The sequence below is a fragment of the Methylobacterium sp. E-025 genome, assembly GCF_022829705.1.
GTDB lineage: Bacteria > Pseudomonadota > Alphaproteobacteria > Rhizobiales > Beijerinckiaceae > Methylobacterium.
Map to the genome: position 1 here is coordinate 13,852 of NZ_JAKSYR010000116.1, position 17,261 is coordinate 31,112.

16 protein-coding genes are annotated in these 17,261 nt (G+C 71.8%); 6 read left to right on the forward strand and 10 right to left on the reverse strand.

Going from position 1 to position 17,261, the window contains the following annotated elements; translation table 11 throughout:
* Positions 1–11 precede the first annotated feature (11 nt).
* The 6 genes from MKK64_RS17005 to MKK64_RS17030 all read right to left on the reverse strand — a co-directional run bounded on the left by MKK64_RS17005 (position 12) and on the right by MKK64_RS17030 (position 5,527).
* The gene (locus MKK64_RS17005; RefSeq protein ID WP_243935046.1) at positions 12–1,163 is read right to left on the reverse strand and encodes a hypothetical protein; all 1,152 of its coding nucleotides are present in this window, start codon (positions 1,161–1,163) and stop codon (positions 12–14) included.
* A 140-nt stretch (positions 1,164–1,303) separates the two neighbouring features.
* The gene (locus MKK64_RS17010; RefSeq protein ID WP_147727009.1) at positions 1,304–2,326 is read right to left on the reverse strand and encodes an Hsp33 family molecular chaperone; all 1,023 of its coding nucleotides are present in this window, start codon (positions 2,324–2,326) and stop codon (positions 1,304–1,306) included.
* A 64-nt stretch (positions 2,327–2,390) separates the two neighbouring features.
* The gene (locus MKK64_RS17015; protein ID WP_243936060.1) at positions 2,391–2,879 is read right to left on the reverse strand and encodes a GNAT family N-acetyltransferase; all 489 of its coding nucleotides are present in this window, start codon (positions 2,877–2,879) and stop codon (positions 2,391–2,393) included.
* Complete coding sequence (locus MKK64_RS17020; RefSeq protein ID WP_243935052.1) at positions 2,876–3,172, reverse strand: DUF1778 domain-containing protein; 297 nt, start codon at positions 3,170–3,172, stop codon at positions 2,876–2,878. Before MKK64_RS17020 ends, MKK64_RS17015 begins: the two co-directional genes overlap by 4 nt.
* A gap of 128 nt (positions 3,173–3,300) precedes the next feature.
* Positions 3,301–4,275, reverse strand: coding sequence for an ornithine carbamoyltransferase (gene argF, locus MKK64_RS17025; RefSeq protein WP_243936062.1), 975 nt, complete (start codon positions 4,273–4,275; stop codon positions 3,301–3,303).
* 58 nt (positions 4,276–4,333) lie between these two features.
* Positions 4,334–5,527, reverse strand: a complete 1,194-nt coding sequence (locus MKK64_RS17030; RefSeq protein WP_243936064.1) for an aspartate aminotransferase family protein — start codon at positions 5,525–5,527, stop codon at positions 4,334–4,336.
* Between the two features lie 302 nt (positions 5,528–5,829).
* Here MKK64_RS17030 and MKK64_RS17035 point away from each other — a divergent pair, with 302 nt between their 5' ends.
* Together MKK64_RS17035 and MKK64_RS17040 are read left to right on the forward strand one after the other, a co-directional pair.
* Entirely contained in the window at positions 5,830–6,303 is a 474-nt protein-coding gene (locus tag MKK64_RS17035) for a RidA family protein (protein WP_147842067.1), read from the forward strand.
* Positions 6,303–7,061, forward strand: coding sequence for a glycerophosphodiester phosphodiesterase family protein (locus MKK64_RS17040; RefSeq protein ID WP_147727003.1), 759 nt, complete (start codon positions 6,303–6,305; stop codon positions 7,059–7,061). Before MKK64_RS17035 ends, MKK64_RS17040 begins: the two co-directional genes overlap by 1 nt.
* Before the next feature lie 57 nt (positions 7,062–7,118).
* Here MKK64_RS17040 and MKK64_RS17045 read toward each other — a convergent pair whose 3' ends face one another.
* Complete coding sequence (locus tag MKK64_RS17045) at positions 7,119–7,439, reverse strand: hypothetical protein (RefSeq protein ID WP_243936066.1); 321 nt, start codon at positions 7,437–7,439, stop codon at positions 7,119–7,121.
* A gap of 230 nt (positions 7,440–7,669) precedes the next feature.
* On the opposite strand from MKK64_RS17045, the gene MKK64_RS17050 reads away from it, so the two are divergent.
* From MKK64_RS17050 to MKK64_RS17065, 4 genes are all read left to right on the forward strand, one after another.
* A complete protein-coding gene (locus tag MKK64_RS17050) occupies positions 7,670–8,896 on the forward strand; it encodes a GNAT family N-acetyltransferase (protein ID WP_243936067.1) in 1,227 nt (408 codons plus the stop codon).
* Positions 8,897–8,901: 5 nt separating this feature from the next.
* Positions 8,902–10,065: a M20 aminoacylase family protein gene (locus MKK64_RS17055; protein ID WP_147727000.1), complete on the forward strand. Its 1,164-nt coding sequence runs from the start codon at positions 8,902–8,904 to the stop codon at positions 10,063–10,065.
* Positions 10,062–10,544, forward strand: a complete 483-nt coding sequence (locus MKK64_RS17060; protein WP_243936068.1) for a glutathione peroxidase — start codon at positions 10,062–10,064, stop codon at positions 10,542–10,544. Before MKK64_RS17055 ends, MKK64_RS17060 begins: the two co-directional genes overlap by 4 nt.
* 148 nt (positions 10,545–10,692) lie before the next feature.
* Positions 10,693–11,172 (forward strand): Lrp/AsnC family transcriptional regulator, encoded by a 480-nt coding sequence (locus MKK64_RS17065; RefSeq protein WP_147842072.1) that lies wholly within the window; start codon positions 10,693–10,695, stop codon positions 11,170–11,172.
* A 105-nt stretch (positions 11,173–11,277) separates the two neighbouring features.
* On the opposite strand, the gene MKK64_RS17070 is transcribed toward MKK64_RS17065, so the two are convergent.
* From MKK64_RS17070 to MKK64_RS17080, 3 genes are all read right to left on the reverse strand, one after another.
* Positions 11,278–11,844: a DNA-3-methyladenine glycosylase gene (locus MKK64_RS17070; RefSeq protein ID WP_243936069.1), complete on the reverse strand. Its 567-nt coding sequence runs from the start codon at positions 11,842–11,844 to the stop codon at positions 11,278–11,280.
* Positions 11,845–12,026: 182 nt separating this feature from the next.
* A complete protein-coding gene (locus MKK64_RS17075; protein WP_243936070.1) occupies positions 12,027–13,760 on the reverse strand; it encodes a sensor histidine kinase in 1,734 nt (577 codons plus the stop codon).
* A 123-nt stretch (positions 13,761–13,883) separates the two neighbouring features.
* A complete protein-coding gene (locus MKK64_RS17080; RefSeq protein ID WP_243936071.1) occupies positions 13,884–16,895 on the reverse strand; it encodes a PAS domain-containing protein in 3,012 nt (1,003 codons plus the stop codon).
* Positions 16,896–17,261: the final 366 nt, after the last annotated feature.

Sequence of the window (17,261 nt, forward strand, 5' to 3'; positions counted from 1 at the left end):
GACTGGACCGATCAATTGCGACCGGCGCCGCCCCCGTCGCGGCCGTTGCGGGTGGCGGCACCCGCGCCGCCGCGCTCGGGCGAGCCGCCGGTCATGCCGGCATCGCGCCCGCTCCTGACGCCACCGTTGGCGCCACCCCTGTCTTCGCTCTTGCCGCCGCCCATCGTCTCCGAAGCGTTGCGGATGCCGCCCCTGTCCTGGCCGCCGCGCGCATCCTGGCCCCGACGCAGGTCGGCGTTGCGCTCGGATCCCCGGTCGGCGCCCGTGTTGCGCTCGCCGGCGTTGCGCCGGTCGGCATTGCGGAAGCCGCGATCGTCGCGGGTCTCGGTCCGGGTGGAGCGGGTCCGCACGTCCGTGCGATCCTGTCCGCGGAAGCCGACGTCGACGCTGCCGCCGCGACGCTCGGTCGTGGTCACGCTGAGGCGACGGTACTCGGGCGATCCGTACAGCACACGCTGCCCGCGGATGGTGACGTAGCGCTCGCGCGGACCGGTCTCGCGGACCGTGACGAGGCGACGGTATTCCGGCGATCCGTACAGCACGCGGTGGCCGCGGATGGTGACGTAGCGGACCCGCGGGCCGCCCCGGCGCTCGACCGTGACGAGGCGGCGATACTCCGGCGAGCCGTACACCACGCGCTGGCCGCCGACGACCACGAACCGGCCCTCGCGCCGGAAGCCGCCGCCGACCCGCTCGGACCGGAAGTCGGTGCGGGTCTCGCGCCGCTCGCTGCGCGCCTCGCGCCCGCTCCGCTCCGCCCGGTCGCGGCTCTCGTGCATCCCGTCACGGTTGCCGCCGCGGCCCTCGGCCCGATCCGCGCCGCGCCGGTCGTCGCGGCCGGCGGCCTGACGATCGGCTCCTCCACGATCGGCTCCTGCACGATCGGCGCCCTGGCGATCGGACCGCCCGGCCTGCAGGCCGCTCTCGCGGCCGCCGGTTCCGTTCCCCGCGGTCGTGTTCCGGGCCTCGCCCCGCGTGTCCGACATCCGGCCGCCGGACGACGCGCCCGATGCGCGGTCGCTGCCCGGCCGTCCGCCGGTCGCGTCCGTCGAACCTGTATTCGCGCGGCCCGGCCCGGCGCCGGCCGCGTTTCCGGCCGCGCCCTGGGCGTAGACCGACGTGCTGAGCAGCAGGGCTGCGAGCCCGATGGCGATCCTTTTCATGATGCTTCCTCCGACGTTCTTGGAAGCATCGAAACGCCGAAGGTTCGAAAACCGTTTCACACCTAGAAACTGATTTTTATGAACCGAAGTTCAGTCTATCGCTCGATCAAGCTTGGCCGTCGTCGCGTCGGCGCGGCGTTCTATTGCTTCGGCGTGCCGCCCACCTCCGCCTCGACCTCCGCCGGGTCGAGGTCGTAGCGGCGCGAGCAGAACTCGCAGGTGATGACGACGCGGCCGTCGTCGGCCACCATCTCGCGGCGCTCCTCGGGCGAGAACGAGCGGATCATGCCCATCACCCGCTCGCGCGAGCAGCGGCACTGCTCGTGCACCGCTTGCGCCTCGAACACCCGCACGCCGCGCTCGTGGAACAGCCGGTAGAGCAGCCGCTCGCTCGAGACCGCCGGGTCGACGAGCTCGTGGTCCTCGACCGTGCCGACCAGGGCGCGCGCCTCGACCCAGGCGTCGTCCTCTTGGGTGCCGTTCTCGTCGAGGTGGACGCGGCCCTCCGGGATGTCACCCGGCGGCAGGTCGGCCAGGCGGGCCCGGTCGATCGACTGCGGCAGGAACTGGACCAGCAGCCCGCCGGCGCGCCAGCGGCTCTGCCCGTCCTCGAAGGCTTCGGCCACGGCGAGGCGCACCTGCGTCGGGATCTGCTCGGACTGGCGGAAATACTGGTGCGCCGCCTCCTCCAGGCTCTGTCCCTCCAGCGCGACGACGCCCTGGTAGCGGCTCGCCGCCGAGCCCTGGTCGATGGTCATGGCCAGGTGCCCCTGCCCGATCAACTCGGCGGCCTTGTGCGGACCGGTGCCCAGAGCCGCGATCGCCTCCGCCTCGAAGCGGGCGGTGGCGCGCAGGCGGTCGGGCGCCTCGAAGTCGACGACGATCATCCCGACCGGGCCGTCGGTCTTGGTTTGGAGCTGGAACCGGCCCTCGAACTTCAGGGACGAGCCGAGGAGCACGGTGAGCGCCGCCGCCTCGCCGAGCAGGCGCGCCACCGCATCCGGGTAGCCGTGCCGCCGCAGGATCGTGTCGACGGACGGCCCGAGCCGGACGACGCGCCCGCGCACGTCGAGCGCCTCGACGGAGAACGGCAGCACGCAGTCGTCGGCGCCGTCGTGACCGTTGCCTTCGTTGATCGGGGTGGTGTCGTGTCCGGCGGTCATGGTGCTCAATTCGATCCTGGAAGCAATTGGCCTGGAAACGTTCGGCTTGGAAGCGTTCGGGTCGTCATCGTCTGTCTGTCAGCGCGCCGATCGGCAGGAACAGGGTGCGCGAGTTGTCTGGGAACGCGAGGAATTCCACCCGGCTGCGGTAGAATGTCAGCGCCTGGTCGTCGAGCGCGTGGATCAGGACGGCGCCGATGCCGATCACCTCGGCGGCATTGGCGATCCGGCGCAGTGCATCGGCCAGGAGGTCGGCACCGAGCCCACGCCCGGCCCAACGCCGATCCAAGGCCAGCCGACCCAGAATCGAGACCGGGATCGGCTCCGGCGCGTTGCGTCGAATCCGTCCCGGAGCATCCGCCCGGGCGACCGTTCCCGCGGAGATGCAGTAATAACCCACCACCGTGCCGTCCGCACAGATCACATAGGTCCGGGCGAACCGGCCCTCGCTGCGGCGTGCTTGCCGCTTCAGCCAATCGTCGAGCACCGGCTTGCCGCACGAGAACCTATCGAGGCCGTGCTCCGAACCCAGCGGAACCGGCGGGCCGATCATCGCTCCCAGGCCGGCTTCCTCTCCATGAGCGCGCTCAGCCTCGGTCTCGCAACCGGCGGCGCGTCGAGGGCCGCGACGAACGCGGCATGCCGCGCGTCGTCCAGGGCGAACAGGCGCTGATCGAGCAGCACGTCGATGGCGTGATGACGCGCGGTGTCGATCATGAACTCGGTCCGCGTCTTGCCGAGCACCGATGCGGCGTCATCGATCAGGTCCCGCGTCTCGGCCTCGACGCGCAGGTTGATCGTCGTCCCGCGCCGCACCGGGACGTTGCTCAGCCCATCGATGCTCACGGCGACAGCCTCTCACAACCGGGTCGGGATCGGTATCTCACGCCGTGAACGTATACACGATGTTCATACGGTCAAGGCCCGCGGACCTCACGGGTCCTGCGTCCGAACGGCCTCGGCGATCCGTCCGCTCAGAGCCCGTTCGCCCGCAGGCACCACGCCAAAATGCCCTTCTGGGCGTGGAGGCGGTTCTCCGCCTCGTCGAACACCACCGATTGCGGGCCGTCCATCACCTCGGCGGTGACCTCCTCGCCGCGATGGGCCGGCAGGCAGTGCATGAACACCGCGTCCTTGGCGGCGGCGCGCATCAGCTCGGCGTTCACCTGGTAGGGGTTGAGCAGGTTGTGGCGGTGGCTCTCGTCCTCGTCGCCCATCGAGACCCAGCAATCGGTCACGATCGCGTCGGCTCCCTCGACGGCGGCGAACGCGTCGGTGGTGACGTTGACGCGGGCGCCCTCGGCGCGCGCCCAGGCCATCAGCGCGGGCGGGGGCGCCAGCTCGGGCGGGCAGGCGACGTTGAGGGTGAAGTCGAAGCGCGCGGCCGCGTGCGCCCAGCTCGTCAGCACGTTGTTGGCGTCGCCCGACCACGCCACCGTGCGGCCCTTGATCGGCCCGCGATGCTCCTCGAAGGTCAGCACGTCGGCCATGATCTGGCACGGATGCGACAGCTTGGTCAGCGCGTTGATCACCGGCACCGTGGCGTTCTCGGCCAGCTCGAGCATCAGCGCGTGATCGAGGATGCGGATCATGATCGCGTCGACGAAGCGGGAGAGCACCTGCGCGGTGTCGCCGATGGTCTCGCCGCGGCCGAGCTGCATCTCGGAGCCGGTCAGCATCAGCGTCTCGCCGCCGAGCTCGCGCATCGCCACGTCGAACGAGACGCGGGTGCGGGTCGAGGGCCGGTCGAACACCATCGCGAGGTTCTTGCCGGCGAGCGGGCGCTCCACGGCGATCTCGCCCTTGCGGCGGCGCGCCTTGATCGCGGCGGCCGCGTCGAGCACCCGGCGCAGGTCGGCGCCGGAGAAGTCCGACAGGTCGAGGAAGTGGCGGGGCGCGCTCGCGCCGGCCGTCTGGCCGCTGCTCTGGCCGTTCGCTGGGGCAGTCATCTCAACACATCATGTCCGGGTTCGGTCGGCGGCTCCGCCTTCGGGAGCCGAGGAAGGATCACTCGGCGGCGCCGCGCATCGCGCCGTCGAACGCGGCGGCGGTGGCTTCGAGGCGCGCGACGGCCTCGGTCACGTCGGCCTCGGTGACGATCAGCGGCGGCAGCAGGCGCACCACGTTGTCGCCCGCCGGGATCACCAGCAGGTGCTCGGCCCGCGCGGCGGCCGCGAACGCGGTGTTGGGCACGCTGAGCTTGAGCCCGAGCATCAGGCCGTCGCCGCGGATCGCCGTGACGACGTCGGGATAGCGGTCGCGAAGGGCCCCGAGCTTCTGCGTCAGAACCCGCGCGACCTGCCGGACGTGATCGAGGAAACCGTCGGCCAGCACCACGTCGAGCACGGCGTTGCCGACCGCCATCGCGAGCGGGTTGCCGCCGAAGGTGGTGCCGTGGCTGCCGGCGACCATGCCGCGGGCGGCCTCGTGCGTCGCCAGGCACACGCCCATCGGGAAGCCGCCGCCGATGCCCTTGGCCGCGCTCATGATGTCCGGGGCGATGCCCGACCACTCGTGGGCGAACAGCCGCCCGGTGCGGCCGACGCCGGTCTGGACCTCGTCCATGATCAGCATCAGGCCGTGCTCGTCGCAGAGCTCGCGCAGGCCCCGCAGGCATTGCGGCGGCACCGGCCGGACGCCGCCCTCCCCCTGGATCGGCTCGATCATCACGGCCGCCGTCTCGGGGCCGATCGCGGCGCGCAGCGCGGCGTGGTCGCCGAAGGGCACCTGGTCGAACCCGTCGACCTTCGGGCCGAAGCCCTCGATGTACTTCTGCTGGCCGCCGGCGGCCAGCGTCGCCAGCGTGCGCCCGTGGAACGCGCCCTCGAAAGTGACGATGCGGTAGCGCTCGGGGTGGCCGCCCGCGGCATGGTACTTCCGCGCCATCTTGATCGCGGCCTCGTTGGCCTCGGCGCCCGAGTTGCAGAAGAAGGCGACGTCGGCGAAGCTCGCGTCGACGAGGCGCTGCCCGAAGCGCTCGCCGTCGGGAATCTCGAACAGGTTCGAGGTGTGCCAGAGCTTCTGCGCCTGGGTGGTCAGGGCCTCGACGAGGTGCGGGTGGGCGTGGCCCAGCGCGTTCACCGCGATGCCGGCGCCGAAATCGAGGTATCGCTCGCCCCCGCGCGCCACCAGCCATGCGCCCTCGCCACGCTCGAAGGCGATGGCGGCCCGGGCATAGGTCGGCAGAAGGGCGGATGTCACGATCCCGTCTCCGTGTCGGCGTGCCGGGCGACGACCCAGCGTTGAAGGCTGCGTGCAGGACGAGTGCCCTGCGTGCAAAAACGAAAGTGCCGCCTCGTCACCGGGGCGGCACGCGCGCGATTACTATGAAACGAGGCCGCGCTGTCAATGATGGGGCCGGCCTTCGTGCCGGACATGCCTGCAAAACAGGCGTCGTTTGCCGGCTTGCCTACGACATGCCTCGCACGGGCCGCTTGCGCGGCAGGTGCTGCCCGTGCTCCAGAACCCGCGCATCGCCGACGACGAACCAGAGGAATCGCCTCATGAGCACGGTCAAGGAACGCCTCGAGAGCCTCGGGCTCGCCCTGCCGAAGGCGGCGGCCCCGGTCGCGAACTACGTGCCGTTCGTGCGGGCCGGCAACCTCGTGGTGATCTCGGGCCAGATCTGCTTCGGGGCGGACGGCAAGCTCGGGCCGGCGCATGTCGGCAAGCTCGGCGCCGAGGTCTCGGCGGAGGACGGCATCGCCGCGGCCAAGCTCTGCGCGCTCAACGTGCTGGCCCAGGTCGAGGCGGCGGTGGGCGACCTCGAGCGCGGGGTGGTGCAATGCGTCCGCCTCGGGGGCTTCATCAACTGCGTGCCGAGCTTCGCCGGTCTCGCCGGCATCATGAACGGCGCCTCCGACCTGATGGTCGCGGTGCTGGGCGACCGCGGCCGCCATGCCCGCTCCACGGTCGGCGTCGCCGAGCTGCCGCTGGACGCCGCCGTCGAGGTCGAGGCGATGTTCGAGGTGCGGTGATGGGCCGGCCCGCCGGGATCTCCTGGCTCGTCGCGCGGCCGATCGCCCATCGCGGCCTGCACGACCGCGCGGCGGGCCGCCCCGAGAACACGGTCGCCGCCGCCCGAGCGGCGATCGCCGGCGGCTACGCCATCGAGTGCGACGTGCAGATCAGCGCCGACGGCGAGGCGATGGTGTTCCACGATGCGGCGCTGGGGCGGCTGACGGGCGTCGCCGACCCCGTCGCCGCGATGCGGGGCGCCGACCTCGCTCGCCTGACGGTCGCGGGCACGGCGGAGACCATCCCGACGCTGCCGGCCTTCCTGTCGGAGATCGCCGGGCGGACGCCGCTCGTGGTCGAGATCAAGTCGTCCTATTCCGGCGACCTCACCCTGACCCGCCGGGTCGCGGACATCCTTTGCGAATACGCCGGGCCGGTGGCGGTGAAATCCTTCGACCCGCAGGTGGTCGCGGCGCTGCGCGGGCTGGTGCCCGAGACGATCCCGCGCGGCATCGTCGGCGAGACGAACCAGGACGACCCGGCCTATGCCGGCCTCACCGATTCGGCGCGGCGCCGGCTCTCGGACCTGCTGCACATCGCGGAGACGCGGCCCGGCTTCGTGTCCTGGCGGGTCGACGACCTGCCCTGCGCCGCGACGCATCTCGCCCGCGTGCTCGGCCATCTCCCGGTGATGGCTTGGACGGTGCGCAACCCGGACCAGCGCCGGCTCGCCGAGATGCATGCCGACCAGATGGTGTTCGAGGGGTTTTCGGCCTGATCCGTTCGGTCACGGCAGGGTTCGATCAGGGCAAGGCTCGATCAGGGCAAGGCTCGATCAGGGAAGGGGAAGCAGCCCATCGAGGAAGGCGGCGACCTCACGGCGGTTCCAGGATGCGCCGTTCGTCCAGAAGTCCAGCAGGGCGACGTGGTTGGGTCGCACCCACGCGATGACCTTCGGGGCCGCGGCCCGTGACACGATCGGCGGCAGGAAATCGTCACGGACGCTCGGATTCGGTCCGATCGAGACGATGAGGCACGGTAACGTCCGCCCTGCACGGTCGGGATACCACGTCACCTGGGGGCCGTGCGAGCCGAGGGCCGTCGACACGAAGATCGTGCCCGGCACATGCGGGTCCGCCTCGTCGAGGTTCGACATCTCGATCGGATGATCCTCGATGAAATCATCCGGCGGCGTCCGCCTTCGGAAGGCTAGCGGGTGGCTGAGGCGCATTGGCTCGACACTCAGGGGACCGTCGATTCCCATGCGGACCGTTGGAAGGTGGCGAGCGGCTTGGCAAGACCGGAAGACGGCGATGCCTCACGCTGCGACGGCAGGATGCACGCCTCCGCCTTGTCCCCCCTGTCCGGCGGGCTAGATTGTCGTGCATGGAAAAACCGGGTGCTCCGCACGAGCCTGCGACCTCCGAGACCGTGCTCAAGGTCCGCGCGCTCGCCGGCCTGAAGGAGATCGGGGCCGCGGCCTGGGACGCCTGCGCCACGTCGGCCGAGACGCTGGGCTCGGGCGACGAGACCCACAACCCCTTCGTCAGCCACGCCTTCCTCTCGGCCCTCGAGGATTCGGGCTGCGTCTCGCGCCGGACCGGGTGGCTGCCGTTGCACGTCTCGGTGGAGCGCGACGACACGCTGCTCGGGGTCGTGCCGTGCTACCTGAAATCCCACAGCCAGGGCGAATACATCTTCGACCACGGCTGGGCCGACGCCTTCGAGCGCGCCGGCGGGAGCTACTACCCGAAGCTGCAGGTGAGCGTGCCGTTCACCCCCGTCACCGGTCCGCGCTTCCTGATCGCGCCCGGCGCCGACCCGGAGACCGCGACGGCCGCCCTGGTGGCCGGGTTGCGGGCGCTGCGGTCCGAGACCAAGGCCTCCTCGATCCACGTCACCTTCATGCAGGAGCCGGAATGGGAGCGGGCGGGCGCCGCCGGCTTCCTCCAGCGCACCGACCAGCAGTTCCACTGGGAGAACGCCGGCTACGCGGGCTTCGACGACTTCCTCGCGGCGCTCGCCTCGCGCAAGCGCAAGAGCATCAAGCGCGAGCGGCGCGACGCGCTGTCGCCCGGCATCACGGTGGAGCACCTGACCGGGGCCGACCTCACCGAGGCGCATTGGGACGCGTTCTACGAATTCTACACCGACACCGGCGCGCGCAAATGGGGCCGGCCCTACCTCAACCGGCGCTTCTTCTCGCTCCTGTCCGAGCGGATGCCCGAGCGCGTGCTTCTCATCATGGCCAAGCGCGAGGGCCGCTACGTCGCCGGCGCGATCAACCTGATCGGCGACACGGCGCTCTACGGCCGGAACTGGGGCTGCATCGAGGAGCACCCGTTCCTGCATTTCGAGGTCTGCTACTATCAGGCGATCGACTTCGCGATCGCGCGCGGCCTGAAGCGGGTCGAGGCCGGGGCGCAGGGCGAGCACAAGCTCGCCCGCGGCTACCGGCCGGTGCTGATGCACTCCGCGCACGACATCGCCGACCCGTCGTTGCGCCGCGCGGTGGCCGACTACTTGCAGCGCGAGCGCGCCCATGTCGAAGCCATGGTCGACGAGCTCGACACCCTGACGCCGTTCCGACGGCCCAGCCCGGAAGAGTCCTGACGCCCATGAGCCCGATCGATCGCATCACGACCTACGCCGACGCGTTGACCGCGCTCCGCCGCGACCTGCACGCCCATCCCGAGATCGGGTTCGAGGAGGTGCGCACCTCGGGCATCGTCGCCGACCTGCTCGAGGGCTTCGGCATCGAGGTCCATCGCAACGTCGGCGGCACCGGCGTCGTCGGCATCCTGAAGGGCCGCAGCGACAACGGCCGCCGCATCGGCCTGCGCGCCGACATGGACGCGCTGCCGATCGCGGAGGAGACCAACCTCCCCTATCGCTCGACCATCCCCGGCAAGATGCACGCCTGCGGGCACGACGGCCACACCACCATGCTCGTCGGCGCCGCCCGGTACCTCGCCGAGACCCGCGACTTCGACGGCACGGCGGTGTTCGTGTTCCAGCCGGCGGAAGAGGGGCTGGGCGGCGCCCGCGCCATGCTCGCCGACGGGCTGTTCGAGCGCTTTCCCTGCGACGAGATCTACGGCCTGCACAACCAGCCGAGCGGCCCGCACGGCATGATCAAGCTGCGCCCCGGCCCGATCATGGCGGCGGCCGACTTCTTCGACATCCACGTGAAGGGTCGCGGCATCCACGCGGCGCAGCCGCACAGCGGCATCGACCCGATCGTCGTCGGCACGGCGCTGGCGCAGGCGCTGCAGTCGATCGTCTCGCGCAACGCCGACCCGCTCAAGTCGATCGTGCTGTCGATCACCCAGTTCAACGCCGGCTCGGCCTACAACGTCATCCCCGACACCGCGCACATGGCCGGCACGATCCGCACCTTCGACCGCGACCTGCGCAAGCTCAGCCACGACCGGATGCGGGAGCTCGCCAAGGGCTACGCCGCGGCCTACGGCGCCGAGATCACGGTCGACATCCAGGACAAGTTCTCGGTGCTGGAGAACGCCCCCGACCAGACCCAGGCCGCGATCGACACCGCGACCGAGCTGTTCGGGCCCGAGCGGGTCGACCTCAATTCCAGCCCGAAGATGGGCAGCGAGGACTTCGCCGACATGGCGATGGCGGTGCCCGGCGCCTATGCCTGGATCGGCGCCTCGACCGGAGCCGGGCTGCACAACCCGGGCTACAATTTCGACGACACGATCATCCCGATCGGGTCCGCGTACCTGGCCCGCCTCGTCGAGCGGCGGACGGCGGCCCGATGACGCTGTTCGACTTCGCGCCGAAGGGCGCCGACGGCGCTCCGCATCCGCTCGCGCAGTACCGCGGCAAGGTCGCGCTCGTCGTCAACACCGCCTCGAAATGCGGGTTTACCCCGCAATACGAGGGGCTGGAGGCCTTGTGGAAGAAGCACCGCGCGGCCGGGCTCGTGGTGCTCGGGTTCCCCTGCAACCAGTTCGGCGCGCAGGAGCCGGGAAACGCCACCGAGATCGCCCAGTTCTGCAGCCTGACCTACGACGTGAGCTTCCCGCTGCTGGCGAAGGTCGAGGTCAACGGGGCGGGCGCCGACCCGGTCTACCGGCATCTCAAGAGCGAGAAGCCCGGCCTCCTCGGCACGGCCGGCATCAAGTGGAACTTCACGAAATTCCTCGTCGGCCGCGACGGCCGGGTGATCGGCCGCTATCCGCCGACCGCCAAGCCCGCGTCGCTCGAGCGCGATATCGCGGCCGCCCTCGCCGCCTGAGACGTCGGCGCGCCGCGAACGGTCTCGGCCGTTTGCGGCGGGCGTCAGCCGTCCCGGAAGGTTCTCTCGAAGGGTGGCGCGCGCTTTGCCGCCGTGTTCCCTTGATCGCCGGCATATGGCGCTCGATGGATCGTGAGGCGGCGGGGTCATGAGAGATTCGTCCACCGACGCTGGGCTCGACCGGATCGACCTGAAGATCCTGCGCCTGCTGCAGGCGGACGGGCGGATGGGCAACGCCGAGATCGCCAAGCGCGTGAGCACCAGCGCGGCGACCTGCCATCGCCGGACGCAGCGGCTGTTCGCGGAGGGCTACGTCAAGGCGGTCCGCGCCCAGGTGGCGCCGGACAAGGTCGGCCTCGGCGCGCTGGTGATCGTCGGCGTGGTGCTCGACCGCTCGACGCCGGAGAGCTTCGCGGCCTTCGAGGCGGCGGCCCGCGCCATGCCGACCGTGCTCGACTGCCACCTGGTGGCGGGCGATTTCGACTACTTCCTCAAGATCCGGGTGCGCGACATGGCGGATTTCAACCGCCTGCACAGCAGCACGCTGATCGCGCTGCCCGGCGTGCGCCAGACGCGGACGTTCTTCGTGATGAAGGAGGTCGTCGACAACGCGCCGCTGGCCCTGTGACGCGGAGCGCCGCATGCGGTCGGGCCGGGGCCTATGAGCGTGGGCCTCCCCTGCCCGCGACCGGGCCGGACCTCCGCTCGCCGGCGGGGTGCGGGGCGCCCGAGGTCAGGCGTCCGTTGCGGCGATGCGCCGTGCGGGGCGGCTGACGTACCGGGATCCGGCGAGCAGGAAACGCCAGGGCGTCTCGGCGCCGCGCGTGATGCCGATGCGTCGGTCTACGACGACGGGCACCGGCCGGCCCCGAGGCGCGAAGCGGAACGGCGGGCCCGCGAGGGAACGACCATCGAGCGCATCGGTGACGCCCAGCGCCTGGCACAGGCGGCCGGGCCCCGCGCACAACAGTCGCGGTTCCGCCGTGGCACGGCGCGCCTGCATCGCCGCGATGCCCTGCGTGGGCTCGATGGCGCGCAGCAGCACCGCGCTGCCGGGCTCGCACACGAGGTTGAGGCACCAGTGCAGGCCGTAGGAGCGATAGACGTAGGCGTGGCCGGGCGGCCCGAACATGCTGGCGTTGCGCTTCGTCGGCCCCCGGAAGCTGTGGGACGCCGGATCGGCGCGGTCGTAGGCCTCGGTCTCGACGACGAGGCCGCCGACCGCCTCGACGAAGAGTCGCGCGCCGATCAGATCCTGCGCGACGGCGGCCGCGGGGCGGTCGAAGAAAGTCTCGAGCATCGATGCGCAATCCTCTGGGGAGCCGCGACGCGCCCGTTGTCGCGGGATACCCCGGCGTCTCGCTCGTCGTCGCCGAGCCGCGATCCGGACCCGACCCCGCCGATCGAGGGGATCCGCGGAGGACCCGCACGCGGCCGTTCATGGTCTGCCGCCTCCGGCCGGTCCCGGCCGGGGGCGCGCGGTCAGGCCGCCGACATCGGCATCCCGGATTCCGGGTGGAACGAGGTGAAGCGATCCTGCGCGTCGAGCGGCACGTCCAGGGTGCAGCGAAGCCCCGAACGGTCGAACTCGAGCTGCACCGTCCCGCCGAGCTCATGGCCGATGCCGCCGTTGATCAGCCGCGTGCCGTAGCCGCGCCGCTGCGGCGCGACGACCGGCGGGCCGCCGCTCTCGCGCCAGTCCAGCACGAGCCGGCGCGTGCCGCCCTCCGCGGTCGCGGTCCGCCACGCGATGTCGACGCGCCCGGTCCCGCCGGACAGGGCGCCGTACTTGGCGGCGTTCGTGGTCAGCTCGTGCAGCGCCATGCCGAGCGCCAGCACGTAGCGCGGCGGAAGGTCGACCTCGGGGCCGTCGAGCCGGAAGCGGTCGGCCTGGCCCTCGCTGAACGGCGCCAGCTCGTTCTCCAGCACCGTCCGGAGCGGGGCGCCCGCCCAGTCGTCGCGCGAGAGCAGGTCGTGGGTCTTCGACAGGGCGATGATGCGCCCCTCCAGCCGCTCGCCGGTCTCGTCGGTGCGGCGCGACTGGCGGGCGAGCGACTGCACCGTGGTCAGGGTGTTGCGGACCCGGTGGTTGAGCTCGTGCAGCATCATCGTCTGCCGTTCCTGCAGGAGATGGCTGCGCGCGATCTCCGAGCGCAGCTCGCCCTCGTGCTTCTGCAGCGAGATCGCCATGGCGTCGAACGCCTCGCCGAGCTGCCCGAACTCGGACGGGCCGGACAGGCTCGACCGCGCGCCGAGGTCCCCGAGCCGCCAGGCGGACGCGGCCTGCAGCAGGCGGCGCACCGGACGGCGGATGAAGGCGCGCCCCGCCAGCAGCGCCGCGACGAGGGCGCCGAGGGCGCCGAGGACGATGAGGATGACGCCGCGCTGCGTCGCCGCGTCGATGTCGGCGAAGGCGGCCGCGGGCGAAAGGCCGACCGCGACGGTCACGCCTTCGAGGTCGTCCGGCGTGACGGCCGCGATTCCGGTGATCCGCATCGTCCCGCGCAGGCCCGCCAGGTCGATCACCTTGCCGCGGTTCTCCGAGAGCGCCGACCAGAACGGCTGCGGCAGCGGCTTGCCGACCCATGCGGCGTGGTCGGGCAGGCGGAGCAGGATGACGCCGTCCCGATCCGCGACGATCAGCGCGGCGTCGGGAGGCAGCCCGGCCCGGGCCTGGTGTCCGGCGAGGTGGTCCAGGTCGATGCTGGCCACCACGACGCCGGTCGGCCGGCCGCCGGCTCCCGGGATGGCCTGGGCGAACTGCCAGGTCGGCTTGCGGGTGATCCGCCCCGTCACGAACCCGCCGACCGCGAAGCCGCCCGTGCGCATCGCGTCCCGGAAGTAGCCGCGGTCGGCCAGGGTGTAGGCGCCGCGCGGGAAGCCGAGGGTGTTGCAGACGATGGTGCCGTCGGCATCCGCCACCCCGAAGAAGAACGCGCCCGGGACCTTCCCGAGCAGGGTCTTGAGATAGGCCGTGCAGGTGTCGGGGTCCTTGCCCTGGATCTCCGGGACCTCGGCCAGGATGCCGAGAACCTGCCGGGTGCCGCGCCCGAACTGGCCGAGGTCGGCGGCGACGCTGCGGGCGGCGCGCATCGCCTCGTCGCGCACGGCCTCGCCCCGCGCGGCGCGCAACGCGAACTCGTTGTAGCCCTGGATCGCGAGGGCGGGCACGAGCGCGAGCGTGACGAGGCCGACGATGCGTTTGGTCAGCGACATGACGGGATCGGCCGAGCGCTCGGGCTGCGCGCGATGGGCATCGCGGCGCGGTGACCGCACAGATAGGCCGGTCGGCCGCCGCGCCAAGGCGCGATGCACGCGCGGGCCGCGCCCGCCCGCACCTCAGGCCGCGGCGGCATCGGGGATCTCCTGCATCGACGCGAGGGGGGCCTCCAGCCGGCAGACGAGGCCCGTCCGCGCGTAGGTGAGCGTGACCTCGCCGCCGACCTCGGCGGCGAAGCTGCGCTCGATCAGGCGCGATCCGAAGCCGCGGCGCGCCGGCTGGACCAGGATCGGCGGGCCGCCCTGCTCGGACCAGACCAGGGAGAACCGCGGGGCGTCGCCGGCATGGGCCACGTGCCAGCGCAGGTCGACGACGCCCGCGTCGTTCGAGAGCGCGCCGTACTTGGCGGCGTTGGTGGCGAGCTCGTGCAGGGACAGGGCGAGCGACAGGGCGGGCTTGGCCGCCAGGAGCACGTTGGGCCCGCTGGTGCGCAGGCGCGCGGCCATCGCCCCGAGATGCACGCTCAGAGCCCCGTCCACGACGTCCCCGATCGGGGCGGCCGTCCAGCTCGCGGCGGTCAGGATGTCGTGCGCGCGGCCGAGCGAGATCAGCCGGGCGGCGAACGCCTCCCGCATCTCGTTGACGTCGGTCGAGCCGCGCAGGGTCTGGCTGGCGATGGCCTGCACCAGGGCGAGGGTGTTCTTGACCCGGTGCTGCAGCTCGCCGGTCAGCAGGCGCTGGTGCTCCTCGGCCTTCCGGCGCTCGGAGATGTCGAGCATGGCGCCGATCATCCGAACCGCCCGGCCGGTCGCGTCGCGGATGACGTAACCCCGGTCGAGGACGTAGGCGTAGGAGCCGTCCGCGCGCAGGAAGCGATACTCGTCGGTCCAGGCCGTGCCGGTGCCGTCGATGATCGCGTGGATGGCGGCGTCGACGCGCCCGCGGTCCTCGGGATGGATCTGCCCGATCCACCAATCCCCCGTCGGGTCGACGGCGTCCGGGGCGTGGCCGTAGGCGGCCTGGAGCGCCTCGTTCCACAGCACGTGATTGCTGGCGAGGTCCCAATCCCAGATCGCGTCGTTGGTGGCGCGCGATGCCAGCCGATAGCGCTCCTCGGTCTCGCGCAGGACTTGCTCGGCCCGCCGCGCGACGGTGATGTCGCGCGCCGTCCCGATGAGCCGCAGCGGCCGCCCATCCTCGAACAGGGTCTGCCCCTTGGCGGACACCCAGCGCTCGATGCCGTCCTCCGGCGCCACGGTGCGGTAGGTGATGTCGTAGGTCCCGTCGCCCGCCGGATCGATCGCGGCGCCGACCGCCGCGTCCGCCGCGGCGCGGTCGTCCGGGTGCAGGCGGGCGAGGTAGACGTCGAGGTTCACCGCGGCATCGGGGCCGAGGCCGAAGAAGGAGCGCGTGCGGGCATCCCACTTCAGGACGTCGGCGACGAGGTCGTAGTCGAAGATCCCGGTTCCCGTCGCCTCGACGGCGAGGCGCAGCTGCTCGCGCGCGCGGCGCAGGTCCTCCTCCACCTGGCGGCGGTCGTGGATGTCGCTGGTGCTGCCGAGCCAGCCCACGACCGATCCGGCGCCGTCCCGCATCGGCTCGGCCCGGATCAGGAACCAGCGATAGGCGCCGTCGGCCCGACGCAGCCGCGCCTCCGTGTCGTAGACGGTCTCGCGGGTGCGCGCCGCCTCCCACGTCTCCAACAGCCCCGGCCGGTCGTCGGGATGGATCGCTTCGGCCCACCCGAGCGGCAGCGCGTGCTCCGGCGTCTGCCCGGTATAGGCGTACCAGCGGTCGTTCAGGTAGCTGAGGCTGCCGTCGGGATTGCCGAACCAGATCACGGTCGGCGCGAGCTGGGTCAGGGTCTGGAAGCGCGCCTCGGCGACCTTGCGCTCGTGGATGTCGAGCGAGGTGCCGATCCAGCTGCGCACGGTCCCGTCCGCATCGCGGATCGGGCGTGCGCGGGACAGGAACCAGCGGTACATCCCGTCGGCCCGCCGCAGCAGGAACTCCACCTCGTAGTCCCGGCCGTCGCGGGAGGCGGCGAGCCAGGCGCGACGGGTCGCGTCGCGGTGGTCGGGGTGGATCACGCCCATCCAGCTCGTCTCCCCGGTCTCGTTCGCGGGCAGTCCGGTATAGGCGTACCAGTAGGCGTTGCAGTAGGTGACGTCGCCGTCGATGTCGCCGAACCAGACCACCTGAGGGCTGACCTCGACGAGGGAGCGGTAGCGCAGCTCGCTCGCCTCCAGCGCCGCACCGGCGTCGCGTTCCCGGGTCCGGTCGCGCAGGATCTTGAGGAAGCCGACGGTTCGCCCGTCGTCCGACCGGAGGGGCATCATCTTGCCCGAGGCCCAGAACCGGCTGCCGTCCTTGCGCACGTGCCAGCGCTCGTCGGGCGCGCTGCCGTTCTTTTCCGCGAGCCGCATCTCGATCTCCGGCCGCCCGCTCGCGCGATCGTCCGGCGTGAAGAACGCGTCCACCGCCCGGCCCAGCATCTCGGCTTGGGTCCAGCCGAGGGTGCGCTCGGCGCCCGTGTTCCAGCGGGTCACGCGGCCCGCCGCGTCGGTCGCGACGATGGCGTAGTCCGTGGCGCCGTCGACGATGCGCTCGTGCAGGAGGCGCTGCTCCTCCTGCGCCCGCAGCGACCGGCGCAGCTCCATCTGCGCCATGGTCTGGCGCGCGAGGCGGGCGAGGCCCTTGCGCTGGCGCTCGGTCAGCTGGTGCGGCTTGGTATGGAGGACGCAGACCGTGCCGATGGGATGGCCGTCGGCGGTCTTGAGCAGGGCGCCGGCGTAGAAGCGCAGGCCCGGGTCCCCGACGACGAGCGGGTTGGCCTCGAAGCGCGGGTCGTGGCGCGCGTCGGGGACGTAGAGGAAGTCCTCCTGCAGGATTGCCTGCCGGCAGAACGAGCTCTCCAGCGGCGTCTCGCGGACGCCGAGCCCGACTTCGGCCTTGAAGAACTGGCGCCCGTCGCCGATCAGGTTGACGACCCCGATCGGCACCTCGCACAGCTCGGCGGCCGCTTCCGCGATCTCGTCGAAATCCTGCTCGCGCGGCGTATCGAGCATGCGATAGCGATCGAGGGCGCCGAGACGCGCGGCCTCCGTCTCGCGGGCGGGGGGACGATTCATGTCACCGATTTTATCTGGAACGGTCTGGTCGGTCTCTCAGAGTCGGTGCGCGACGGCGGAAATATGACCGCTCGCCTGTCGTTCCGACCGGCGGGCGATCGCCGAGCGCCGCCGCTCGACGCTCCGAACTCGCACGCCCGCTCGGCCGCGTCGCACGGTCTTTTCGGTACAATCCGCCCCGAAAGCCGACGCGCCGGTCGGGGGGGCCGCCCACCCGACCCGAGACGGCCCGGCATCTCGATACGGGACAGCCGGGCATGGTCCGATCCTACGCGCGCTTAAATCCGATCGCGGTATCCCGCATCCGGGCCGCGTCGCGTTTCGGCCCAGGCTGGTGAGATCCGGGGTTCCCCCGCCCCGTGAGCG